Consider the following 26,220-nt stretch of genomic DNA (forward strand, 5'->3'; position numbering starts at 1 on the left):
TGTTACTCAATAAAAAAGCCGCTAATAAAAATTAGCGGCTTTTTTATGTTTAGGATTTAGCTCCCATATCTGATACAATATTCATTGCTTCCTGCAGGTAAAGATCTTTTTTCAGATTCTTGATCCACATTTCAGATTTTTTCTTGAAAGCTTCGTCTTTTTTCTCTCTTTCAATTTCACTTGGATACATGACGAACTGAAGACCGTTCTCAAATTTTGTCAAAGCCTTGAACTTTTCAATCTGAGATTTTCTGTTCTTCATCAGTTCATTAAACTTCGTAATATTCAAAGTGATATTTTCTTCTTTATCCAATTTTTCTCTCCACTGAGCAGATTCTAATAACAACTGGTAATTGCTGTTTTTAGCCATTCTGTCTGCACTTGCCTTCTCTAGTGCCTGAATGTTGAAATAATTCAGTTTCTGGAATTTTGTAGGTGGAATTTTATCCCAAGCCAATGCATAATCATCATATCGCTCTCCTACTTCAGCATACGTAAAGAAGTCTTTCATCTGGATATCAGACACTATTCCTTTTCTCTGTGTAGATTCTCCGGTAATTCTGTAGAACTTCTGAATTGTCAGTTTTAGAGATCCGAAATCATCTTCAGTGTTCAGGAATCTGTTCAGATCAACAAAAGTCTGAACGGTACCTTTTCCGAAAGATTGTGGAGATCCAATAATCATCGCTCTACCATAATCCTGCATTACTCCTGCAAGGATTTCTGAAGCAGAAGCTGAAAGTTCGTTTTGCATGATAACCAACGGACCTGTCCAGATTGGAGTTTCATTTTTGTTCTTAAGCGTCTGTATTTTACCGTTTCCGTCTTTCACCTGAACGTAAGGACCAGCTTCCATGAAAAGTCCCATGATATCTCCTACTTCAGTTAAAGAACCTCCTCCATTATTTCTAAGGTCAAGAATGATTCCCTGAATATTCTGTTCTTTAAGCTTAATGATTTCATTTTTGATGTCATCAGAAGCGTTTCTTCCTTTGGCATTTTCAAAATCAGCATTAAAGCTTGGAAGGTTGATGAAACCGTATTTCTTCCCATTTGGAGTGTTCACCACAATACTTCTTGCAAAAGTATCTTCAATAGCAACTTCTTCACGGATCATGGTTACATCTTTAATAGTACCGTCTTTTTTCTGAACAGTTAATGTTACCGGAGTTCCTTTCTCTCCTCTGATTAATCTTACCGCTTCATCAGAAAGCATTCCTACCACATTTACAGCATCTTCTTTCGGTTTTGATCTTACTTTCAGGATTTTATCTCCTTCTGAAAGCTGTTTTGATTTCCATGCCGGTGCACCAATGGTAAGCGCTCCTAAGTAAAGGTTTCCTTTTTTCTCCTGAATCAGAGCTCCGATACCGATTACTTTTCCGGTAAACTGTGTATCAAAATCTTCTTTATCTTTTGGAGAATAATAGTTCGTATGCGGATCGAATACTTCTGTATACGCATTCATATACACGGTAAACCAATCCATTTTCTTTCTCTTTTTGAATCTTGTGAAAGTATCTTTTACAAGGTCTTTTACTTCATCAGTCGCTTTTTTGATCTTCTCGTCCTGAGTAAGTGGTTTAAACTTAATCGTATCTTTCAGTTTGTATTTCTGAACAGAGTCTTTCTTTTCTTTCTGAGCCTCTTCTTTGCTGTTCATCGACTCAACTTCCTGAAGGATGTTGTATTTGATGAATTTTTTCCACTCATTATACTGTTCCTGTTTGTTGGCAGGTACTTTTTTTAGTTTGGGCTCAAGAGTAAGCGTTTCATCTTCCTGAAGATTGATGGGCTTGCTGAAGATATCCTGTGTGATTTTATCAATCTCATCCACTCTTTGGTAGAGTCTGTCAATTGTAAGCTTATAGAATGTAAGATCACCTTGTCCGATATAGTCATCAAGCTTGGTTTCATGCTTGTTGAATTCATCCATATCAGATTGCAGAAAATATCTTTTCGCTGGGTCTACCAATTCGAAATAATGCTTATAAACGTCCTTCGAATAGGCATCATTGATAGATTTCGGGCTATAATGCAGATAAGAAAGTGTGTTTTTTACGCTCACCATTATCGTCTGCATCTTTTCATCGTCATTCTGTGGCGAGTTGAAACAAAACATTAGACTGGTTAATGGAATCAGGAGTAAAAATTTATTCAGTTTGAAATTTTTCCACATAAACTGTCTTTATTTATTAATTTTTTTAAAATAAGTATAGTAATTAGTAGCAGTAAGTTTGGTACTGTTACAAATGATCAAATTTAATACCTTATTTACAAATATCGACAGTTTTGATCATTTTTATTTAAAGAGATTTGCAAATAATCAAGACAGTATGAGCCATTTCCTATTATCAGACAGTTTCGTTATAAAATGATACAGATCAATCCTTTTTTCAGGCACATCTAAATTTTTATTTTTTAATCTAAAAACAGAAAACACATACCACAAAAACCAATTTTTAACCATAAAGGCATAAAATATGCAGAGAATTAACCATACAAATTCAAAATATTAAGTCATGAAAAGTTTACTATGGTTAGTCGCAGTCATCTGCATCGTTGTTTGGCTATTGGGAATGCTAGGAGTAGTTCCCGGAATGAGCACAGGTTATTTAATTCACGTTTTACTGGTCATTGCCATTATTGTTATTCTTTATAATATCATTTCCGGCAGAAAGCCTCTCGACTAGTTTATTATTTTGTACAACCACTTACATTAAAACTGAAATGAAATTCATATTAAATTTTCTTCATTTCAGTTTTATTTTCTGCATTTTTTGCTTTTCCTTATCTATGCTTTGTTCTTCATTCTATTAGTCAAAGTATGAGAATTTTATTTCTCTTTTCAGTACAGCCAATCCCAATCCGGTATTTTATTGCGTCTGATTTTTACCTACATTTGATGTGTTGAAAATCTATTTGTTCAATTCTGAAAATGAACAAACTACTCTATTTAAATAAAAAATTAAAGATAATTTATGGAAAGACCACTTATTCTGGTGACTAATGATGACGGAATTACAGCTCCTGGTATCAGAAATCTTATCAGTTTTATGAATGAAATCGGAGAAGTAGTGGTTGTAGCACCCAATTCTCCTCAAAGTGGAAAAGGCCACGCTATTACTATCAATTCTACCCTAAGTTACGAAGAAGTTACCCTGGATGGCCCGCAGACAGATTTTTCCTGCAGCGGAACTCCTGTAGACTGTGTAAAAATGGCTCTTGATAAAATTCTGACCAGAAGACCTGATATTGTAGTTTCAGGGATCAATCACGGAGCAAATTCTTCTATCAATGTAATCTATTCCGGAACAATGTCTGCTGCAGTAGAAGCTGGTGTTGAAGGAATTCCTGCTATTGGATTCTCATTACTGGATTTCAGTTGGGAAGCGGATTTTACTCAGGCTAAGGAATTTATTCAGAATATTGTAAGAAGAACATTGGAAAACCCAATGCCAAAAGGAGTTGTACTGAACGTAAATATTCCTAAACTTCCAGCAGAAGAGATTAAGGGAGTAAAAGTCTGTAAACAGGCCAATGCCAAATGGGAAGAAAGCTTTGATGAAAGAATCAATCCGCACGGTAAAAAATATTACTGGCTAACCGGTTATTTCAACAATATGGATGATTCTGAAGATGCTGATGAAACAGCATTGGCTAACGGATATATTTCTATTGTTCCTGTAAAGTTTGACCTGACAGCTTATGAATATATGAAAACATTGGAAGAAGTGATGACTTTTGAAAATGTAAAAGAGGCAAAATAATTCTGGAAATATCAGAAAGTTCTATTCAGTATAACACTGAGTTGAAGTATTGAAATAAATAAAACAGGGTTTGAAATAAGTTTTTCAAACCCTGTTTTTTTGTTCCATAAACCGGAAAAAGCATTCCCTGATCAAGTGCCTGTTCAAGATTATTTACTACCTTTATTCTGACAAATAATTACAAAATGCGTATAGAATATGACATAAAACTGGGGTTCAAGGATGTAATGTTCCGCCCTAAACGTTCTACTTTAAAATCCCGTTCAGAAGTTGATTTACAAAGAGAATTTACCTTTAAGCATACCAAGAAAAAATGGACAGGAGTTCCCGTAATTGCTGCCAATATGGATACAGTAGGAACTTTTGAAATGGCCGTAGAGCTGGCAAAAGAGAAAATTATTACTGCTGTTCATAAACATTATACTCCTGCTGAATGGAGCCAGTTTCTGGACAGCCAGCCTGAAAGTATTCATCAGTACATTGCTTTGAGTACCGGAACAGGAAAAGCAGATGAAGAAAAAATAAAACAGATTTTCGAAAAGCACCCAAAAATTGAGTTTCTCTGTATAGATGTAGCCAATGGCTATTCTGAGCATTTCGTTGAATTTGTGAAGAAAGCAAGGGCCAATTTTCCGGATAAAATTATTATGGCCGGAAATGTGGTTACCGGAGAAATGGTAGAAGAGCTTCTATTGGTAGGTGCAGACATCATCAAAGTAGGAATTGGCCCAGGATCAGTGTGTACTACCAGAGTAAAAACAGGAGTTGGATACCCTCAGCTTTCTGCAATTATAGAATGTGCTGATGCCGCTCATGGACTGGGCGGACATATCATCGCTGATGGCGGATGTAAAGTTCCAGGAGACGTTGCAAAAGCCTTTGGTGGCGGTGCAGATTTCGTCATGTTGGGAGGAATGTTTGCCGGACATGATGAAAGTGGCGGAGAAATGATTGAAGAAAACGGTAAAAAATATCGTTCTTTCTATGGAATGAGTTCCAAAACAGCCATGGACAAGCATTCCGGGGGTGTAGCAGAATACCGTGCTTCTGAAGGAAAAACAGTGAAAGTAGCCTATAAAGGTCCGGTTTCAGACACTGTAAAGGATATTTTAGGAGGCGTGAGATCCACATGTACTTATGTAGGGGCTTCGCAGCTTAAGGAACTTTCCAAAAGAACAACTTTTATAAGGGTTCAGGAACAGGAAAACCAGGTTTTTAAGGACTAGAAATACAACAAAAGGCTTTAGATTACGTATCTAAAGCCTTTATTTATTCTTTTGTTCTGATGTATTTTTTATTGAAATATTTTTCAAGCTGATCATTTACATAGGTTTTTTCCTCTTTTACAGAAGCCATTTCATCCATATATAAAATTCTCGGAACTTCTTTTATTTTGTCTACCACCACAGAATCCTGAGAAGAGTTTTTAATTATATCAACCCTTTCATTCATCTCTCTTTCATATTCCTTAAGATCTGTAGTCAGAAGCTCCATGACTATATTTTCACCATTAAGATCAATATTAAAATAAGAATATTTCTCCGGGAAAGCTTTGAGCTCAGGAAGGAAAATAATGAAAAGGGAAATCCACCCAAGTTTTTTAATTTTTTCAAATTTAAAAAAGACAATCAGTGAAAAGGTGATTAAGAAATAGAAGATAATACTTTCAAACTGCCTTGCGATAGAGGTAAGAATATACCCTGTAAATAACAAAGGAATCAATGAAACGATCCAGAATAAAACAGCTTTTTTAAAGGTTATCTTACTGGTTATTTTTTTGAGTTCTTCTTCAAAAACCATCATAAATAAAGGTAGTATTAAAAGAACTTTGGCTGCAACATAGAGTGTATTAGCTCCAAAAAGGCCTATTCTTTTCGCCCATTTTATAATTCCTTGTTCGGTTTCACCCATTCTGTTGAAGTTCCCAGGCGCAAGAAAACTTACCAACAAAAAGACGCTTGCAGTCAATACCAAAGTCAGGTTTTTCTTATTACGTTTCTGATAATAAGACACCAACAGAATTCCCCATACAATCAATGCCAGAATTTCATTAGAACCCATCAGCATTACGACAAGCAATAGGGAAAGATAAAACCAGATATTCTTTCCTGTATCTTTATTTTTTTTAATAAAATAGAGTAAAATACCCGCTAAAATTGCAGGAACGAAGTAGATATTGGAACCTGTAATCCAGAAGTAATGTTCAGGCAGGCTTACCAGAAGTATGGTATAAAAGAAAAATAAAAGAAAGCCTTTTTTAATAGACTCTTTGAAAGAATAGTTGAAATATTCTTTAAAGTTGAATGCGGAAACTCCAATAAAGGAAAGCATTAAAAAAACAGGATAGATTTTCGGAACAATATTTTTACTGTCATAAAAGACAGGATTAAACATATTCACAGAGTATCCGAAATACCTTCCGCCCCATGTTGTATAGGTATCTATAAAACATTGCAGCAATCCTAATTTTCTGGTGGCATAGGAACAAAAATAATCATCGGTCTGATATACATTAAAAACACTAATGTATGCCAGACCGATGCCTATTAAAACTGACAAGAATAATACTATATTCTGTGCTTTTTTCATTTTTTAAGTTAACATTCCACCGTCAACGTTTAATGTCTGTCCGGTAATGTATGCTGACATTTCGCTGCCTAAGAATACACATGCATTGGCGATATCTGCAGGCTGTCCTCCTCTCTTCATTGGAATTTCTTCTCTCCATCCCTGAACTGTTTTTTCATCCAGAACAGCAGTCATTTCTGTTTCGATAAATCCAGGTGCAATCGCATTACATCTGATATTTCTTGATCCTAACTCCAGTGCCACAGATTTTGTAAATCCGATCACCCCAGCTTTAGAAGCTGCATAGTTGGCTTGTCCGGCATTACCTTTCACACCTACTACAGAAGTCATATTGATGATAGATCCTGATCTTGCCTTCATCATCGGCTTGATTACCGCTTTTGTAAGGTTGAAAACTGAATCTAAGTTTACTTTGATTACTTTATCCCAATCTTCTTTGGACATTCTCAATAACAGGTTATCTTTTGTAATCCCTGCATTGTTTACCAAAATATCAATCTGCCCGAACTCTGCCATTACATCTTCCACCAATTTCTGAGCTGCATCATAATCTGATGCGTCAGACTGATATCCCTTAATTTGGGTTACAGAACTTAAAGCTGCTTCTAATTCTTTTGCTTTGTCTACAGAGCCAGCGTAGGTAAATGCCACTTTTGCTCCTTGTTGAGCAAACATTTCAGCGATACCTTTACCGATTCCTCTTGTAGCTCCGGTAATTAGTGCTACTTTTCCTTCTAATATTTTCATATCTATTGACAATTATTTTCTTTTATAACTCGTTCAGCTTGTGACAGCTGCCTCTTCATGTTTCTACAATTCCTTTCTGGAATTAAACGGTTTGCAAAGATATTATAAAATGTTATTCAACCCATTTAAATTGTCAAAATACTACTATTTTTTTGATGATTATCAGGATTTTCATTAAAGTTGACCAGAATTATTTCTAAATCTGGTGAAGTAAATAAAGTCTGTTTTTTTACTCTTATCCAGTCTTAATACCTCTTTCTGCCAGAAATATTTATCATAAATAATTTCTTTCAAAGGCTCATTCTGAAAATTGGAAACTCCGAATTTTCCTTCTTTTTTCACTACGATTTCGTTTTCAGCATTCCCGAATGTGATAATATCTTCGTAAACAAAGGGTACAATTTCTGTTCCTTTTCCATCCAGAATTCCATATAAATTGCCTGTATTTCTACAAACCAGAGGTTTTGAATACTGATTAAGAGGATTAAAGTATTCAACATCCTCATTTTTTATCTGACTTATATTTTTCAACTCAGATAATGACTGATCTTTCACTGAAAACCTGTAGTAACGATCCTGTTTTCCAACAATAAGATTATCAGGATAAAAGCCCAGAATCTGAACCCCTTCTCCTACAATATTTTTAAGGTCTTTATCAAGAAACTTCTCTTCATTTCCTTTTTTAAGGTAAATAAAATCTTTCCCGGAAATAGTAAAACTTCTGATGAAATCATATTCCTGAGGAAGAATCATTTCTCCTTCCAGATTTATAATTCCGGATTTTTTCAGCTTATCATTATAAACACTGAAATAATTATTCAATAAAGGATTTAAATATTTAAAAGCCTGTGCATACAGCTTTCTGTCTTTTTTACTGAAAACCGTAGTTTTTCCGTTTTTTGTAAGGTATATATACTCTTTTTTACCGAAGTATTCCGGGGTGATATCGTTATAGATTTCGTCAGCAATTGTATTTCCATCAGCATCAATCAAGCCATATTTTCCTGTAGCCTTATTTTGAGTAATCAGATAAGGATAGGCATTGATATCTACCACTTGTTTTGAAAATTTGTGCAGAGTCTGCCCGTTATTTCCAATGATTTCTTTTTCATCGTCTTCATTGATGATCAGCGCTCTACCCTCTTCAAAGCTATAATCTTCTTTAAATTCACGAGTACTGAGCTGCTTTCCTTTAAGGTCATACAGAAACCATTTTTTATCTTTTAAGACAAAAAGCCTGTTCTTCCCTGAAAAACGGATCTTTTCAGAATAAGGAATGATTTCCTTTCCTTTAAAATCATAGACGGCTTCAGCATTCTGTTTTGATGAGATGATACAATCTTCACTCCACCACGGTGTATTAAACTCCTGATCGTTCAGGGGAATAAGTTCTGTTCCTTTTTCGTCAATTACAGCTGATTTTCTACTATTTCCTTCTTCAGAATAAAGGATAAACCGGTTTTTGAAAACATGCAGAATACTTCCTTTGTAAGGAGATTCAAACGTTATAGTTCCTAAAGAATCTACAATTCCCTGTTTCTTGTAACCAGTGTCATAGAATGTTCCATATCCTTCCGAATAGGAACTGATTTCTTTCCCTGTTTTTTTCGACAGGATTACCTTCATATATTGGTTAGTCTGTGCTGTACAGACTACAGAACACAATACAAAAACTAATTTTTTCAAAGAAAATTAAATAGAATTATTGACAATAAGAACGATCTCTCCTTTTAAAGTTTTACTCTTGGAAAATTCAATTAATTCATTGATTGTTCCGCGTTTAGTTTCTTCAAATTTTTTAGAAATCTCCCGGCTTAAGCTTACTTTGGTTTCTTCTCCGAAGAATTCTTTAATCTGCTCCAGCGTGGTATTGATTTTATGAGGACTTTCGTATAAAACGATCGTCTTTTTTTCTTCAGCAAGCTGTTTCAGTTTGGTTTGTCTTCCTTTTTTCTGCGGCAGAAATCCTGCGAATAAAAATTCATTATTAGGAAGTCCCGAAACCACAAGTGCCGGAATCAGAGCAGTTGCTCCGGGAAGGCAAATCATGTCAATATTATTATCTGCTCCCGCTTTGGCCAGCAAATATCCGGGATCTGAGATACCAGGTGTTCCCGCATCAGTAATAATAGCGATATTCTGCCCGTTTTTAAGGTCTGCAATCACTTTCTCTGTTGCCTGATGCTCATTATGCAAATGATAAGATTTTAAAGGCTTGGAGATCTCAAAATGTTTTAAAAGTATTCCGGAAGTTCTGGTGTCTTCACATAAAATATAATCTACTTCTTTCAGAACATTTACTGCTCTGAATGTCATGTCTTCCAGGTTCCCAACGGGTGTGGGAACAAAATATAGGATTCCGCTCAAAATTATAAGAATTTATTTTCTACCAATATCCAAAGTCTCTGGGCATATTCATCCACCTTATTCCATTTTCTGTCATAATACAGATCACTAAGATATTCTTTGGCTTCTTCCAGTGTTCTGAATTGATTCAGTTGATAAACCGTATCATTCAGATCTGCCTGGCTTCCTTCAAAAAGCATCTTCGTGAAGGCAAGTCTGTCATTAAGATCAAGCCTAAATTCAGGTTTCAGCTTATCTGCTTCCATGAAATTGGTCGGAATATTGGATTTCAGAATACTTCCTGAGTCTTCTTTTACAACCGGAGAAGTTTTCTCTTCTTTGGGAAGCTCCAGGTGGTCATCATCAAAAAGTGACTGAACAGCCTTCATTCCTTTGATATTGGCTAATTTTATTTTTTTCTCCCGATGGTATTCTTCTAAATTTTCGAAGCTCTCATCAGAAGGATGTTTATCTGTTTCTTCGGGAACAGGTTTATCGATTTCAACAATTTTTCTTCGGTCATAAACTTCGGCAAGGATGCTTTCTTCTTTTGTTTCTTCTTCAGAATGGTCATTTTTAATCTCACTCAGAATATTTTCTACATTGGAAGTTTCCGTAGCCATTTCTCCCTGCTCTATGGAAACATTTGAAGCTAGAAACTGTTCTTCGTTTTCTTCAATCAGTATTTCATCATCCAGCGTTTCTGTATCAAAAATACTCGGAATTGTTTCCGTTACAGGAGGTTTTGCATCATTCACTACAGCAAAATCCGTTTCTTTTTCAGATTCCGACTTAGCAATTTCTTCTTCTTCCTGCTCTTCTATTTCATTAAGCTGATTATTGAAAATAGCTTCTTCTTCTGTAACTTCATTATAAAACAGATCTTCATTAAGATCTTCATCCGAATCCGGTGTAGAATCCGCAAGAATTTTATCTTCATCCACAAAACTCAAAACAGCTCTCTGTTCTTCTGAAATTTCATTTTCATCAATTTCGTTCAGCACATTATTGAAAGCAGCTTCTTCTTCCAGAGTTTCATATTCAGGAGTCTCTTCCTGAATATTTTCCGGTAATTTTTCTTCCTTGTTTTCTTCTACAAAGCTTACGATATTTTCATGGAATTCATTTTCAACAATTTCATTTAACTGATTGTTGAAAACAGCCTCTTCTTCTTCAGGTTCGTCTGAAAAAACTTCATTTTCATCAATTTCGTTCAGTTCATTATTGAAAATAGCTTCTTCTTCCATCACTTCGTTTCCGGTATCATGATGTTCTGTTTCACCTGAAACAAAAGAGGCATACTGATGGTCCGGATTCTGTGTCGTATTGTCTGCTACGAAGTATTCAATATTTTTTTCCAGCAGTTTCAAAAAAGAAATCCTGTTAGCAAGCTCATCTACAAGATCTTGCTTGGAAAGTAATTCGTCTATATTGCTTATTTTGTCCAGATTATCAATGATATTCATGGATTCAAAAAAAATCTTTTCCTTTAAATCTTGGATATTCTGCATAATAAGATTCTTATTAAAATTGCTTACTTTTGATGTTAAAAATATACGGCTAATTTAACAAATGTTTTTAGAAAATACAATTAATCATTCCAAACAAAGTGGTTGGATGGAAGTAATTTGTGGCTCTATGTTTTCCGGTAAAACCGAGGAACTTATCCGCAGATTGCGAAGAGCGGAAATGGCAGGACAGAATGTGGAAATTTTTAAACCCAAAATGGATATACGGTATTCTGAAGAGGATGTAGTCTCTCATAATCAGAATAAAATCCGTAGTACAGCAGTAGAAAACCCTAATGAAATTCTTCTGTTGGCTTCCAATTGTGATGTAGTAGCCATTGATGAAGCTCAGTTTTTTGATGAAAGCATTGTAGATGTTGCCAATCAGCTTGCCAATAGTGGTATCAGAGTAGTTATTGCAGGATTGGATATGGATTTTTTGGGCCGTCCGTTTGGACCAATGCCTAATTTGATGGCGACTGCCGAGTATGTTACAAAAGTGCATGCTATTTGTAAGAGAACAGGTAATCTGGCCAACTATTCCATGAGAACTTCTCAGGGAGATAATCTGGTAGAATTAGGAGAAACAGAAAGCTATGAAGCAGTAAGCCGCCGTGTTTTTATTGACGAAGTACTTTCAAAAAGAAAATAATTAATGGATAAAGGCAAAACAGAGAAAAATGCTGTTTGCATCAAACCATACAATATATTCACTTACTATTAAAATGAAAAGCGAAAAAGCTTTATTGTAAAATATTAAAAAAGGAAAGAAGATGACAGAATGGTCTTTATTTCTTTTGCAGTTTTACCTTTTTGCAGTTTCGCTCTAAATAAAGCAGAAAGGGTACCAATGAATTATACAGTACAACACATTGCAGAGATCACCAATGCACAGATCATTGGAGACGGAAATCTATTGATCAAAAATATAGCTTACGACAGCAGAATTATTTATTCTACCAAAAATACAGCCTTTATTGCGATCAATACTCAGAAAAATTCCGGAGAAAAATTTATTGAATCTGCAATGGACAGAGGTATCAATGTCATTATTTCTGAACATCACTATCCGGAGTTTGAAAATATTACCTGGATTATTGTTGAAAATTCCGTAGAGTTTCTTCAAAAATTAGCAAAGTATCATTTCGAAAATTCTCATTTACAATCAATCGGAATTACAGGAAGTAATGGTAAGACTATTTTAAAAGAATGGTTGTATCAATGTTTATGGAACGAATTTCCTACTGTAAAAAGCCCTAAAAGTTTTAATTCTCAGATCGGTCTTCCATTGTCTCTTCTTCAGATCAACAGCTCACATCAACTGGGAATTTTTGAGGTAGGGATTTCAAAACCGCATGAAATGGAAAAACTTGAAAATATTTTCCATCCTCAGATCGGGCTGCTTACCCACATCGGAACTGCCCATGCTGCCAACTTTTCTTCCGATGAAGAATTGATTGACGAAAAAATCAGTCTTTTCAAAAATTCTGAAGTGATCATTTATAATGGAGATAATTCTTTGGTGGATCAAAAAATTAAAAATTCCTATTCCGATAAAAAATTAATTTCTTACGGTTTTAAAAAAGAGAATCAGGTTTTCATCAAAAACAATATTTCTAAAGATGAAAACATCATTGTGGAATATTTGGGTGAAGAAATCAGTTTTCCGGTTCATCAGAGAGACGAAGCGACATTAACCAATGCTATGGCGCTTATCTCTGTGCTTAAGGAACTGAATATCGAAAATAAAAAGATCGTTGAAAAAATCAACCTTTTAAAAGCCGTTGAAATGAGGCTTGAAGCGATTGAAGGAATTAAGGGCAATATTGTCATCAACGATTCTTTTAATCTTGACCTTGACTCTTTGAAGACTGCCCTGCAGTTTTTGAATGAATACAACAAATCTAAAAAATCTTTGGTCTTAACAGATATTGTAGGAGTGAATTCCAACGCCAAAGAATTGTACGAAGAAGTTTCTGAACTGGTGAATGAGCAGCATTTTGATTCTGTATTCTTAATTGGCGATGAAATATCAAACTTCAGTGAATTATTTAAAGCTAAAACATATACTTTTATTGACACCAAAGAGCTCATTGAAAGTAAACATCTTACTGAAATAGAAAATCAGATTATTCTACTGAAAGGAGCCAGAAAATTTGAGATCGAAAAACTGAAAGATATTCTTGAACTCAGAAAACATGATACGGTATTAGAAGTAAATCTCAATGCCATCCTTCACAATATCAACTATCATAAATCTCTTCTGAAGCCTGGAACTAAAATGATGGCTATGGTAAAAGCCAATGCTTACGGACTGGGAAGTTTTGAAGTGTCAGAATTTCTTCAGCATCATCATATAGATTATCTTGGGGTAGCTTATGCAGATGAAGGAGTAGAACTTCGTAAGAAAGGGATCACTACTCCTATTATTGTTATGAATCCTGAACAGCACAGCTATCAGACTATTATAGAATACAACCTGGAACCTGAAATTTACAGTTTCAGAGTATTGGAACTATTTTATGAAGCCGTTCAGAAATCCGGATATGATAAGAAATATCCAATCCATATTAAGCTGGAGACAGGAATGCACCGTCTTGGTTTCAAAGATTTTGAGTTGGATCAGTTAAGCGAAACTTTAAGTCAGAAAAATGTAAAGGTTCAAAGTATGTTCAGTCATTTATCTTCTTCTGATATGCCTGAAGAAAAAGAATTCACTTTGAAACAACTTGATGTTTTCGAAAAAAATTCCAGCTACCTTATTGAAAAACTAGGCTACACTCCTATCCGTCATATTCTGAATTCTGCAGGAATTACGAGCTATAAAGATCATCAGCATGACATGGTGAGAATCGGTATTGGTATGCTGGGAGAATCAGCAGATCCTGAAATACAGAAACAATTACGATCTGTGGTAAGCTTTAAAACCGTAATTTCACAGATATCAACCGTTGAAAATGGTGAATCAGTAGGCTACAGCAGAAGATATAAAGCGGATCATTCTACGAGAATTGCAACGATTCCTGTAGGATATGCAGACGGAATTCCGAGACTCATCGGAAATCAGGTAGGAAATGTAGGGGTAAATAAGACTCTTGCACCTATTGTCGGAAATATCTGCATGGATATGATGATGATTAATGTAGACCATATTCCCCACGTAAAAGAAGGTGATACGGTAACTGTTTTCAACGCCAAACCAAGCTTAAAAGAATTCGCAGGATACTGCAAAACGATAACCTATGAAGTATTAACCTCCGTTTCACCCCGGGTGAAACGGATTTATATAAAAGATTAACTATGAGAAAACTCCTGATTCTGCTTTCCATATTCCAATTATTATTGATCCATTCTCAGGTAAAAAAAGATTTGGTAATTCCGAAAAATCCAAAAATAGGGTTATCACTTGCCGGTGGTGGTGCCAAGGGTTTTTCACATGTCGGAGTTCTTAAAGTACTGGATTCTTTGGGAGTGAAAGTAGACTATATTTCCGGCACCAGCATGGGAGCCATCGTAGGTGGATTGTATGCCGCCGGGTATTCCGGGAAAGAAATAGAAAAAATAGTCATGGATACGGATTTCTATTCTCTGATTATGGATCCAAAGTCCCGGCAGGAAGCCAGCTTTTTTAATAAATCTGTAGACAAATATCTTTTATCCATTCCGCTTAAAAACGGAAAAATCACACTTCCCTCCTCAATCAGTACCGGACAGAGAAACGTTTATCTTCTGAAAGAACTTTTTAAAAACGTTTCCAATATTGAGGACTTTTCCAAAATGCCTATTCCATTCCTTTGCGTCGCTACCAATCTTGAAAGCGGTAATATGCAGATCTTTGAAAAGGGAGATCTGGTACAGTCTATTATGGCGAGTTCTGCATTCCCATCTTTAATGGATCCTGTAAAAATTGGCGACAGCATTTATATTGACGGAGCTATGACGGTAAACTATCCTTCAAAGCCTTTAAAGGACAAAGGAATTGATATCGTCATCGGTGTGGACCTTAATCAGGATCTTTCCAAAAGAGAGGATTTAAACAATATTATAGCTATTCTGAACCAGGTTATTGATTTCGGAATCAAAAAAGATACCCGAAAACAATATAAATATACAGACATCAATATCAAACCCAACCTGAAAGGAATGTCTGCAACAAGCTACGATGATAAAAAGAAAATTCTGGATAGCGGATATGTGGAAGGATTAAAATATTCCCAGATCCTGGACCAGCTTCCAAAGAAACCATTTGATCGCCTTAGACAGCGCGTAAATCCAATCTATTCCAACGTTTATAAGATCGATAGCATTTCTATTGAAGGAAGTAAAATTTACGGTAAAAACTACACGCTGGGTAAAATGGGATTACGCCTCCCCTCTTTGCAGACCTATGGAAGTATTAATAAAATGATTGATAAACTGGTTGCCACCAACAACTACAAATTTATCAATTATGATATCGTTCAGGAGAATGACGCCAACTACCTGAAGCTTTACGTCACTGAAGATGATGCCCGCCATTTTTTAAAATTCGGACTCCATTATGACGAAGTTTTTAAAACAGGATTACTTTTAAATTATTCTGCAAAAAGACTTTTATTCAAAAATTCTAACCTTTCCCTGGATGTCGTTGTGGGTGATCGCATGAGATATTACCTGAATTATTTTATAGATAACGGATACATTCCGGGAGTTGGTCTTTATTCATCCGGGATGAGTTTTGATATAAAGAATGTAGACAATTACGTAGTAGACCGTTGGGAATGGATAAGAAATGAAGCCTATATACAGTCTATATGGAAGGACAAATTTGCCATTGGTGGTGGTATAAGCCATGACTATTTTAAAGCGGAAAACAGCAATGGAGACAACAGACGTTACAGCCGTTTTTTAAACCCTTATGTCTTTATCAAAACCGATACTCAGGATGATAAGGAATTCCCTACCAAAGGGGTTTATTTTGCTGCAGAAGGAAAGGTTGTAGATCTATTAAAGTCTGAAGTTGATAAAAGAATCATTCAGATTAAAGCAGACCTAAGGCTTAACATTCCACTTGGGAAACAATTCAGTTATCGTCTGAATCTATTTGGAGGGGTTACTCTCGGCGAGAACCTTCCTGCTTATTACCAATATAGATTAGGAGGAATTTTTGAGCAGAATCTTATGAATTTTAAAAGTTTTGGAGGATTCTATTTCGCTCAGCTTTATACAAACAATGTAATACTGGCTTCTAATGATGTCCAGTTTAAGTTTAATAAAAACTATTTTATCAGCGGAAACTTTACCTTTGCCAACTTATCAAACGATATCAAGTTTGAGGATGCAGTTAAAGTAAATTATAGTTCACTGGGAATTACGGCAGGTTACAAATCTCCTTTCGGGCAGATAAAAGTAAACTTTAGCCACTCCCTAAAAAATAACCAAAAAGGTATATTCAGTGTTATATTAGGACACTGGTTTTAAAAAAATGATACAGTTCTTTTATGAAAACTTACCAGAGTCGGTAAGTACAGATTACAAAAAATGGCTGGAAGATCTTATTCTTTCAGAAGGAAAAAAACTAGGAGAAATCAATTACATTTTCTGTGATGATGAATATCTTCTTAAGATCAATCAGGATTATTTGCAGCATGATTATTATACAGATATTATCACTTTTGATTATGTAAAAGGCAAGACAATAAGCGCTGAGATTTTCGTATCTTTGCAGCGCATTTCTGATAACGCCTCTACCCTTTCCCGAGATTATGAAGAAGAATTAAGAAGGGTTTTAGCCCACGGTATTTTACACCTTGCAGGCTATAAAGACAAGACGGAAGAGGAAGAAAAAGAGATGCGGAGAATGGAAGATCTGTACCTGGATAAATACAGGGATTTAAAGTTTTAGAATTGAACAATCACTTAAAGTCCCATATCTAAAGTACTCTATTCTAGTAACAATATAAGTTTACCTAGAGTGCATTCTCCAAAAATGTTTCACGTGAAACATTGGTTATAAAGATAAGGTTTAAAGCTTAAAACAAGCGAGATAAAAATGATTTCAGAAATATATGATGTGTTAGTAGTAGGTGCCGGACACGCAGGTTGTGAAGCCGCAGCCGCAGCAGCTAACCTCGGTTCAAAAACCCTACTTATTACAATGAATATGCAGACCATCGGACAGATGAGTTGCAACCCGGCAATGGGCGGAATCGCAAAAGGACAGATCGTAAGAGAGATTGATGCAATGGGAGGATATTCCGGAATTGTGGCAGACAAATCTGCGATCCAATTCAAAATGCTGAATCTTTCAAAAGGTCCTGCGATGTGGTCTCCGAGAACCCAAAATGATAGAATGCTTTTTGCTGAAGAATGGCGCTTAGCATTAGAGAATACTCCCAATCTTGATTTCTTTCAGGATATGGTAAAACAACTGATTGTTGAAAATAATAAAGTAGCAGGAGTTGTTACTTCTTTAGGAATTGAGATCAGAGCAAAATCTGTAGTTCTTACTAACGGAACTTTTCTTAACGGATTAATCCACGTTGGAGATAAACAATTAGGCGGAGGAAGAATGGGTGAACCAAGAGCTTTTGGAATTACAGAACAATTGGTCACTTTAGGATTCGAAGCAGGAAGAATGAAAACCGGAACTCCACCAAGAGTAGACGGAAGAAGTTTGGATTATTCAAAAATGGAAGAACAGAAAGGAGATGAAAATCCTCAAAAGTTCAGCTATCTTGATACTCCGAAACTGACAAAACAATTAAGCTGTCATATCGTATATACTAATGAAACAGTACACGATATTTTAAGAGAAGGTTTTGACCGAAGCCCAATGTTCAATGGAACCATTCAAAGTTTAGGTCCAAGATACTGTCCAAGTATTGAAGACAAAATTAATCGTTTTGCAGAAAGAAACAGACATCAGCTTTTCGTAGAACCGGAAGGATGGAAAACAGTAGAAATCTATGTAAACGGATTCAGTTCTTCTCTTCCTGAAGATGTACAGATCAAAGCAATGAAACATATTCCAGGATTTGAAAATGTAAAAGTTTTCCGTCCGGGTTATGCTATTGAATACGACTACTTCCCTCCTACCCAATTAAAACATACACTCGAAACTAAATTAATTGACAATTTATATTTTGCAGGGCAGATTAACGGAACTACCGGATATGAAGAAGCAGCAGGACAAGGATTAATTGCCGGAATCAATGCACACAATAAAGTACACGAAAAAGGAGATTTTATCCTAAACAGAGATGAAGCTTATATTGGAGTATTGATTGATGACTTAATCACAAAAGGAACGGAAGAACCTTACAGAATGTTTACTTCACGTGCAGAATACAGACTTCTTTTAAGACAGGATAATGCCGATATCAGATTAACAGAGAAAGCATACCAGTTAGGATTAGCAAAAGAAGACAGATTAAGACGAGTTGAAACTAAAATATCTGAAAGTCAGTCACTTGAAGAGTTTCTCCGTGAAACTTCTTTAAAACCAGGTATTATCAATCCGGTTCTGGAATCAATTGAAAGCAGTCCTGTAGATCAGGCTTACAGAGCAGCTCAAATCCTTACCAGACCCAATATGACATTAGAAAAACTGGATGAAATTGATTTTATTAAAGAAGTTTCTACTCAATATAATGATGAAGTAAGAGAACAGGCAGAGATCAATATTAAGTATAAAGGATATATTGAGAAAGAAAAAGAAAACGTTGCTAAATTAAATCGTCTGGAAAACATTAAAATTCCTGAAGATTTTGATTATACGAAGCTTTCAAGCCTTTCTGCAGAAGCAAAACAGAAGATGTCTAACGTTCGTCCGAAGACTATTGCACAGGCAGGAAGAATTAGCGGGGTTTCCCCAGCTGATATTAATGTTTTATTAGTTTATCTAGGGCGTTAAAAAAAATGTTTCACGTGAAACATTATAAAATAAAAACAAGAATTAAGGTATTTATAAGCGTAAAACACTTCTGAATATCTTAATTTTTTTATCATATAAAAGATATTTACTTCAATGAAAATAAAAGATCATTTTCTTTCACAGGAAATATTTGAAATTAAAGAGACTGAAACAAAAGGAGTCTTCAAAACCACTCCTATTCCATCCAATATTTCCAGATATTATGAAAGTGAAGATTATATTTCTCATCACCAGGATTCCGGAAGTTTAAAAGAAAAACTTTATAAATTCCTACAGTCTTTTAATCTGCAGTATAAAAAAAATATACTGGTAGACAGAATAAAAAATGGATCAAAAGTTCTTGATTATGGATGCGGTGCCGGAGAGTTTGTAAAGCATATAGAAAATGATTTTGAAACCCTCGGTTTTGAACCCGACGCTGATGCCAGAAAAGCAGCAAAGGGAAAAATAGCAAAAGCTTCCATTTTAGATGATATTCAAAAAATTGAAGATAATACCTTAGATGCTATTACACTCTGGCATGTATTTGAACATATCGAAAACCAGGATGAAATGCTCCGCATATTTCACGGAAAATTAAAAGAAAAAGGAATTCTAGTTATCGCAGTTCCCAACCCTACTTCTTATGATGCCCAACATTATAAAGAATATTGGGCCGCTTATGATGTACCAAGACATATCTATCATTTTTCTAAAAACGGAATGGAAAATTTAATTTCTAAAAATCCCGACTGGAAAATGAGAAAAATCAAACCCTTAGTCCTTGACTCCTACTACATCTCCATGTTGAGCGAAAAATATAAAAAATCTCCTCTATTTTGGCTAAAAGCAGTAGTCTACGGAACAATTTCGAACGTAAAAGCATTGTTTTCCAACGAATTTTCAAGTTTGATATATATTATCGAAAAAAGATAGAAAATCGATTTTTGACCCATTTATGAAGGTCAATTTTCAGCATTTTTAACTTAAAAAATAAAAAACTCAGGATTTTTTCTCCTGAGTTTTCTTTTTTATGGATTACATTCATATTTTAAGTTCTACTCCTATTTTAGAAAACTTAAAAATAAAATTGAAATTTACATTCCTTACCAATCAATAAAAAAATATCTCCCTTACTCCATTTAAAAAAATAAAGAGAAATACAAATTACCTATCCTTTTATCTTCTTAAAGTATTCCTTGAACTTTTTAATTCAAATTTTAACAAAAGCATAAAAAACAGCGAAAAAGAGAAGAAATTTAGTTTTAACAGGATAGATTATCACGAAAACAGCTTTAAATTAACCTCAAAATAAAATAATATATAAATACTCTAAAAAAGACAGAAAGTCGATTTTAAAGCTATTTATGAAGGTCAATTTTCAGCATTTTTATTGCAAAGAAAAAATTAAAGCTGATCCGGTAAATATATTTCTAACGACAAAAAATAGAAAATCCAATTTCTTCCTAAAGTAATTCTTCCACCATAAAAAAAAGAAGCTCCCCTACTCCACTCTATCATTTTTGATAAAAAATAATTTTACACTATTTCAAAAAATAAAAATGATAAAAATTGAAAGTTTCTACTTTTTAAGAAAACTGGAAAAAGTAAAAATTAATAATTATAGAGAATTTCAAAAATCAAAAATCAATAAAAAAATTTAAAAGCACTAAATGATTTTAAATTCATAGCAACTTTATAAGTTTAAGAAATAAAAAGTTAAAACTTACTTAAATTTATCCTGGAAAGAAATCTTAAAAAATCAAAAACTAATTAACTTATTCATTTTAATATACTTACCTATTGATTTCTATTATTTTAGTAAGATTATCACATGAAAATAATAAATGGTAAAATAGTTAATAATTAAGTTTAATAATTAATAATCAACAAGATACAACACTATCACTATTATGTGAAATAAATGAATCTTTGAATTAAAGATTTAAAGTTTTCAAAAAATTATATTTTCCATTTTTCTAATAGAAATTTAAATACTAAAACAATATAAAATACTATTACCAGAAACCGGTAATTTTAAAACTACTCACAAAAGTTCTTTTTCAAAAAAAGATAATTAAAGCCTGCTTACAATTGGAAAAAAATAACAAATCTCTCCTTCCAATCTACTAGCAATTTTCATAAAATCATATCAACTACTTCTTCTATATTTTTCGAAATACAAGGTATAATTCATAGAAAAAATACCACTTTTTATATCAATTGTTTTGCAAAAATAATGGTCATTTATCAAACTAAAATGAGAATAAAACCAGAAATAAAATCACATAAATTTATAAATTTTACAAAAATATTCTGATCATAAATTTCCTGAAAAACATAAGTCTCTGAAAGAGAATTCAACCCTTCTCTATATAACTATAAGTTATATCTAAAATAGTATTAAAACTCCGATCAATAAAGGATTTTCTTTAAGTTTAAGAAATAAAAAAGCCTGCTAATATAATTAGCAGGCTTTAAAATATCTGTTATTTTCTATTAATTATTGATTGCAGCTACTCCTGGTAATTCAAGTCCTTCAAGACTTTCAAGCATTGCTCCACCTCCGGTAGAAACATAGCTTACCTGATCAGCATATCCGAATTGCTTCACGAAAGCAACACTGTCTCCTCCTCCTACTAAAGAGAAAGCTCCTAATCTTGTTGCTTCAGCAATACTCTCCCCTAATGCAACTGTTCCGCCAGCAAAATTTGACATTTCAAAAACACCAATTGGCCCATTCCAAAGAATTGTTCTTGAGTTTAATAATACATCATTGAACTGATCTCTTGATTTGTGACCTGCATCAAGTCCCATCCATCCTTCAGGAATTGTATAAATATCAACTTCTTTTCTCTCCACATCATTACTAAAGCTTTCAGCGATGATGGCATCAGACGGAAGATATACTTTTACTTTGTGCTCTTTAGCTTTTCCTAAAATCTCAAGGGCCAAAGGAAGTTTATCTTCTTCTACAAGAGAATTACCGATTTTCCCTCCAAGAGCCTTAATAAAAGTAAATGCCATACCTCCACCAATGATCAGATTATCTACTGCAGGAAGAATATTTTCTATAATGGTAATTTTAGTTGAAACTTTAGAACCACCCAAAATAGCTGTAACTGGTTTCTCACCACTTTTTAATACTTTATCGATTGCCTGAAGCTCTTTAGCCATTAGTAAACCGAAATATTTAGTTGATGGAAAATATTGAGCGATTACTGCTGTGGAAGCATGAGCTCTGTGCGCCGTACCAAATGCATCATTTACATAAGCATCTCCTAACTTTGAAAGCTTCTCTGCGAATGCAGCGTCTCCTTTTTCCTCCTCGTTATGAAAACGTACATTTTCCAATAGTAAGATCTCTCCTGGTTTTAAATCTGCAGCTGCTTGCTCTGCCTTCTCTCCAATACATTCATCAACAAATTTCACTTCCTGTCCTAAAACTGCAGAAACTTCGCCAACAATATGTTTAAGAGAAAATTCATCTTTAACCTCTCCCTTAGGTCTTCCAAGGTGTGTGATTAAGATGACAGAACCACCATCATTAAGGATCTTTTCCACCGTTGGTTTCACAGCCACAATTCTTGTGTTGTCCGTCACCTTCAGTTGATCGTCCTGTGGAACATTGAAGTCCACTCTTACCAGAGCCTTCTTATCTTTAAAATTAAGATCATTGATTGTTTTCATAAGTAGATTTATTTTTTGCTAAGCCCTATGAAACCGCCGTGCTCAAAATCCGTTTTAGCTTTCGGTAAAATCTCGCAAGAACAATTTCATAAATCTTATTGAATTTTTGTTTCACAAATGTAAGGTTTTAAACTTTTTCAACAGTTTGATTAAAATAAAAGTTTTCAAAAACTTTCCCCGAACCCAATCACCCATTAATCAACAATTTTTTCTCTTTTAAAAAAAAGAATAATGTAGTTGTTGTTGAGTGTTGTTAGTTTCGGGGATAAGTTTTAAGCTAAAAATTGATAACATTCAACTTTTATTCAACTCATATTTAACTCACAATATAAATCCCTGTAAACCCGCTATTTCACACACTTATTAACAAATGTTGATAACTTTGAAATGAAACCATTATTAGTTATTTTATTATGGAAAAATCTGGGGATAGCTGAAGAAAACATCTGGAAAGTTGTGGTAAAAGTTTGAGGAAAGATTTTCTATTACGAAATAAATTGATCTTTAAAAATAGAAAGTTGAGAAAAGTTTTCCACAGTTATTCACATACCTTTTCACAATTAACTCAGGGTTTACTAACACGAATTGTTATTATTCTTACCTTTGTAAGGAAATAGAATCTAATAAAGCTTAATAAGAGTATTATGAAAAGAAAAATTGCTATCGCAGCGGACCATGCAGGCTATGAATATAAGGAGATTGTTAAGAACTACCTTTCAGAACGTTTTGAAGTTCAGGATTTTGGAACGTTTTCCACAAACAGTGTGGATTATCCGGACTTTGTACACCCTGCGGCAACCTCTGTGGAAAACGGAGAAAATGAGCTGGGAATTCTGATCTGTGGAAGCGGAAACGGAGTTCAGATCACTGCGAACAAGCACCAGAAGATAAGATGCGCATTATGCTGGATGCCGGAGATTGCAACACTGGCAAGACAACATAATGATGCCAACATGATTTCAATGCCGGCAAGATTTATATCTAAAGAACTGGCTCTTGAAATTGTAGATAAATTTCTTTCAACAGACTTCGAAGGTGGAAGACACCAGAACAGAGTTGACAAAATTGCAGTTTGCTAATTATAATAAGGCTTGTAAATCACTTTACAAGCCTTATTTATTTTTTATTCGTACATTTGCAGTGTCCAATAGAAATTACACTCTATTATTCTCCAAAGCCTTTCTTATATTTGAAACATATTTAATAAAAGGTTTTTCTCTTTTCTTCTCCAGAATTGTATTAAATTTATACAAAACTAAAGCTCCCGTTGTAAGCAAACTGAAAGATAATTTCTGATGATTTACGGAAAGATTCTAATGATGAAATTGAATAACCTTATACAAAGGAACGAATAAGGAAGATTTAGAAAAAGGTCTTAGTTGAGATAAGACCAAAACAATTAAAAGAAAATTAAAATGCCAAAAAAAAGAAAATATATAAGTCATAAAAATGATTTAAAAATGATGGAGATCGGAAGAATGATCCTCCGTTTTATGAATGCAAATTCATCCAAAATTTATAATTATAAGCAGATCGCTGACGGAATAGATTACAAGAATCCAAGACAAAGGGAACTTGTGATCCAGGCACTGCACAAACTTCAGGGATCTGAAAAAATCAAGGAAGTAGAAAAAGGAAAATATATCGTGAACCTGAAAATCGCAGGAACGCTTACCGGAACTATTGACTTTAACCAAAGTGGAAATGCTTATGTAAGCGTGGAAGGTTTGGAAGATGATGTCTTCGTTCACTCCAAAAATGTGAAGGATGCATTGCAGGGAGATAAGGTTCTTATTATAACTTATCATTATAAAGGAAAGAAACTGGAAGGCTCTGTTTTGGAAGTTTTGGAACGTACCAGAACGGAATTTGTAGGGACCTTTCAGAAGGTTGCTCACAAGGAATTTGGGTTTGTGGTTTGCGATAAAAAATCAATCAACACAGATATCTTCATTCCGAAAGGAAAATTCAGCACAGCTGAAGATGGTGATAAGGTTATTGTAAAAATGACAGAATGGAGACCTGGTGATAAAAATCCGGAAGGTGAAATCATTCAGGTGCTGGGTGCTCCGGGAGAACATGAAACGGAGATCCACTCTATCCTTGCAGAATATGGTCTTCCTTATGAATTTCCATCGGAAGTAGAAGCTGATGCAGATAAAATTGACAGAAGTATTACGGATGAAGAAGTTACGAAGCGATGGGATATGCGTAATATCTGTACATTTACCATTGACCCTAAGGATGCGAAGGACTTTGATGATGCTTTATCCATGAGAAAACTGGAAAACGGAAACTGGGAAATCGGAGTTCATATTGCAGACGTATCTCATTATGTAGTGCCGGGAACTATTCTGGATGATGAAGCGTATCAGAGAGCTACTTCGGTATATCTTGTTGACAGGGTTGTGCCGATGCTGCCGGAAGTTTTGAGTAATGATGTTTGCTCCCTTCGTCCACACGAAGATAAATATACCTTCTCAGCTGTTTTTGAACTGAATGACAATGCTGAAATTCAGAGACAGTGGTTTGGAAGAACGGTGATCCATTCAGACAGAAGATTCACTTATGAGGAAGCACAGGAACGTATTGAAACCGGACAGGGAGATCTGGCGGAAGAAATCAATACGCTTGATAAACTGGCGAAAATAATGCGTCATGAACGTATCAGAAAAGGAGCTATTACTTTTGACAGAAGTGAAGTAAGATTCAATCTTGATGAAAATAATGAGCCGATTGGTGTGTACTTTAAAATCAGTAAAGACTCCAACCACCTGATCGAGGAATTCATGCTTTTAGCCAATAAAAAAGTATCAGAATTTGTATCTCTTTCAAGAAAAGGTGAGATCACTAACAATACATTTATTTACAGGGTTCACGACGATCCGGATCCTGCAAAACTGGAATCGTTGAGAGACTTCGTTGCTACTTTCGGATATAAAATGGATTTGGCCAATACCAAAAAAGTGGCTGCATCTTTGAATAAACTTCTTCATGATGTAAAAGGAAAAGGGGAAGAAAATATGATTGAAACTCTTGCGATGAGAAGTATGAGTAAAGCGGTATACTCTACAGAACCTATTGGCCACTACGGTTTGGGGTTTGAGTATTACAGCCACTTCACCTCTCCCATCCGTCGTTACCCGGATTTGCTTGCACACCGTCTTCTTCAGCATTATCTGGATGGAGGAAAATCTCCGAACAGAGGTGAGCTTGAAGAAAAAGCAAAACACTGCAGTGCGATGGAAAGACTGGCAGCAGATGCGGAAAGAGACTCCATCAAATTCATGCAGGTGAAATTCATGGAAAAACATCTGGGAGAAACATTCAAAGGAGTGATTTCCGGAGTAGCAGAATTTGGTTTCTGGGTTGAAATTCCTGAAAATGGAGCTGAAGGTCTTATCAAGCTTAGAGATCTTGTGGACGATTCCTATATGTATGATGCAAAAACCCATGCCGTATACGGAATTAGACACGGAAATAAATACCAGTTGGGGGATGAAGTTCAGATCAAAGTGGTAAAAGCCAATCTGATTCAGAAGCAGCTTGACTTCCAGATTGTGAAGTAAAATAAGTAGGTCTTTAACAAGACTGTAAATAAAATTATAAAGACTGATGGATTATAAAACCATCGGTCTTTTGTTTTTTTAGCATTAAAAAGTATGAAATTAACGCT

Annotated in this window: 18 protein-coding genes; 11 read left to right on the forward strand and 7 right to left on the reverse strand. The window is 34.7% G+C overall.

What is annotated here, in order from left to right:
* Positions 1 to 49 precede the first annotated feature (49 nt).
* Complete coding sequence (locus tag NK356_RS12095) at positions 50 to 2,179, reverse strand: carboxy terminal-processing peptidase (RefSeq protein ID WP_253317081.1); 2,130 nt, start codon at positions 2,177 to 2,179, stop codon at positions 50 to 52.
* 343 nt (positions 2,180 to 2,522) lie between these two features.
* Between NK356_RS12095 and NK356_RS12100 the strand changes: the two genes are divergently transcribed.
* The 3 genes from NK356_RS12100 (at position 2,523) to NK356_RS12110 (ending at position 4,996) form a co-directional block, all read left to right on the forward strand.
* Positions 2,523 to 2,693: a lmo0937 family membrane protein gene (locus NK356_RS12100; protein ID WP_110008970.1), complete on the forward strand. Its 171-nt coding sequence runs from the start codon at positions 2,523 to 2,525 to the stop codon at positions 2,691 to 2,693.
* Between the two features lie 288 nt (positions 2,694 to 2,981).
* Positions 2,982 to 3,770 carry a 5'/3'-nucleotidase SurE gene (gene surE / locus NK356_RS12105; protein WP_034694061.1) on the forward strand — a complete coding sequence of 263 codons (789 nt, stop codon included), beginning with the start codon at positions 2,982 to 2,984 and terminating at the stop codon, positions 3,768 to 3,770.
* A gap of 185 nt (positions 3,771 to 3,955) precedes the next feature.
* Entirely contained in the window at positions 3,956 to 4,996 is a 1,041-nt protein-coding gene (locus tag NK356_RS12110; RefSeq protein WP_253317082.1) for a GMP reductase, read from the forward strand.
* A 43-nt stretch (positions 4,997 to 5,039) separates the two neighbouring features.
* Here the strand turns inward: NK356_RS12110 and NK356_RS12115 are convergent, their stop codons facing one another.
* The 5 genes from NK356_RS12115 to NK356_RS12135 all read right to left on the reverse strand — a co-directional run bounded on the left by NK356_RS12115 (position 5,040) and on the right by NK356_RS12135 (position 10,963).
* Positions 5,040 to 6,359, reverse strand: coding sequence for a hypothetical protein (locus NK356_RS12115; RefSeq protein ID WP_253317083.1), 1,320 nt, complete (start codon positions 6,357 to 6,359; stop codon positions 5,040 to 5,042).
* Between the two features lie 3 nt (positions 6,360 to 6,362).
* The gene (fabG, locus tag NK356_RS12120; protein WP_034694056.1) at positions 6,363 to 7,106 is read right to left on the reverse strand and encodes a 3-oxoacyl-[acyl-carrier-protein] reductase; all 744 of its coding nucleotides are present in this window, start codon (positions 7,104 to 7,106) and stop codon (positions 6,363 to 6,365) included.
* A gap of 174 nt (positions 7,107 to 7,280) precedes the next feature.
* Complete coding sequence (locus tag NK356_RS12125; protein WP_253317084.1) at positions 7,281 to 8,792, reverse strand: WG repeat-containing protein; 1,512 nt, start codon at positions 8,790 to 8,792, stop codon at positions 7,281 to 7,283.
* A gap of 6 nt (positions 8,793 to 8,798) precedes the next feature.
* Positions 8,799 to 9,473 (reverse strand): 16S rRNA (cytidine(1402)-2'-O)-methyltransferase, encoded by a 675-nt coding sequence (gene rsmI, locus NK356_RS12130; protein ID WP_034694051.1) that lies wholly within the window; start codon positions 9,471 to 9,473, stop codon positions 8,799 to 8,801.
* A 2-nt stretch (positions 9,474 to 9,475) separates the two neighbouring features.
* The gene (locus tag NK356_RS12135; protein WP_253317085.1) at positions 9,476 to 10,963 is read right to left on the reverse strand and encodes a hypothetical protein; all 1,488 of its coding nucleotides are present in this window, start codon (positions 10,961 to 10,963) and stop codon (positions 9,476 to 9,478) included.
* A gap of 61 nt (positions 10,964 to 11,024) precedes the next feature.
* Here NK356_RS12135 and NK356_RS12140 point away from each other — a divergent pair, with 61 nt between their 5' ends.
* The 6 genes from NK356_RS12140 to NK356_RS12165 all read left to right on the forward strand — a co-directional run bounded on the left by NK356_RS12140 (position 11,025) and on the right by NK356_RS12165 (position 19,790).
* Positions 11,025 to 11,612 carry a thymidine kinase gene (locus NK356_RS12140; protein ID WP_034694049.1) on the forward strand — a complete coding sequence of 196 codons (588 nt, stop codon included), beginning with the start codon at positions 11,025 to 11,027 and terminating at the stop codon, positions 11,610 to 11,612.
* A 198-nt stretch (positions 11,613 to 11,810) separates the two neighbouring features.
* Entirely contained in the window at positions 11,811 to 14,258 is a 2,448-nt protein-coding gene (locus NK356_RS12145; protein ID WP_034694048.1) for a bifunctional UDP-N-acetylmuramoyl-tripeptide:D-alanyl-D-alanine ligase/alanine racemase, read from the forward strand.
* A 2-nt stretch (positions 14,259 to 14,260) separates the two neighbouring features.
* Positions 14,261 to 16,420: a patatin-like phospholipase family protein gene (locus NK356_RS12150; protein WP_034694047.1), complete on the forward strand. Its 2,160-nt coding sequence runs from the start codon at positions 14,261 to 14,263 to the stop codon at positions 16,418 to 16,420.
* Between the two features lie 4 nt (positions 16,421 to 16,424).
* The gene (ybeY, locus tag NK356_RS12155; protein WP_034694045.1) at positions 16,425 to 16,844 is read left to right on the forward strand and encodes an rRNA maturation RNase YbeY; all 420 of its coding nucleotides are present in this window, start codon (positions 16,425 to 16,427) and stop codon (positions 16,842 to 16,844) included.
* Between the two features lie 147 nt (positions 16,845 to 16,991).
* A complete protein-coding gene (mnmG, locus tag NK356_RS12160) occupies positions 16,992 to 18,854 on the forward strand; it encodes a tRNA uridine-5-carboxymethylaminomethyl(34) synthesis enzyme MnmG (RefSeq protein WP_253317086.1) in 1,863 nt (620 codons plus the stop codon).
* A gap of 114 nt (positions 18,855 to 18,968) precedes the next feature.
* Positions 18,969 to 19,790: a class I SAM-dependent methyltransferase gene (locus NK356_RS12165; protein WP_253317087.1), complete on the forward strand. Its 822-nt coding sequence runs from the start codon at positions 18,969 to 18,971 to the stop codon at positions 19,788 to 19,790.
* Positions 19,791 to 21,353: 1,563 nt separating this feature from the next.
* Here the strand turns inward: NK356_RS12165 and pgk are convergent.
* Complete coding sequence (gene pgk / locus NK356_RS12170) at positions 21,354 to 22,544, reverse strand: phosphoglycerate kinase (RefSeq protein ID WP_034694037.1); 1,191 nt, start codon at positions 22,542 to 22,544, stop codon at positions 21,354 to 21,356.
* A 644-nt stretch (positions 22,545 to 23,188) separates the two neighbouring features.
* Here pgk and rpiB point away from each other — a divergent pair.
* Together rpiB and rnr are read left to right on the forward strand one after the other, a co-directional pair.
* The gene (rpiB, locus tag NK356_RS12175) at positions 23,189 to 23,623 is read left to right on the forward strand and encodes a ribose 5-phosphate isomerase B (protein WP_034694035.1); all 435 of its coding nucleotides are present in this window, start codon (positions 23,189 to 23,191) and stop codon (positions 23,621 to 23,623) included.
* A gap of 336 nt (positions 23,624 to 23,959) precedes the next feature.
* Positions 23,960 to 26,113 (forward strand): ribonuclease R, encoded by a 2,154-nt coding sequence (gene rnr, locus NK356_RS12180; RefSeq protein ID WP_253317088.1) that lies wholly within the window; start codon positions 23,960 to 23,962, stop codon positions 26,111 to 26,113.
* The last annotated feature ends 107 nt before the right edge of the window (positions 26,114 to 26,220 follow it).

Source organism: Chryseobacterium sp. S0630, from assembly GCF_024158915.1.
In the GTDB taxonomy this organism is placed as follows: Bacteria; Bacteroidota; Bacteroidia; order Flavobacteriales; family Weeksellaceae; genus Chryseobacterium.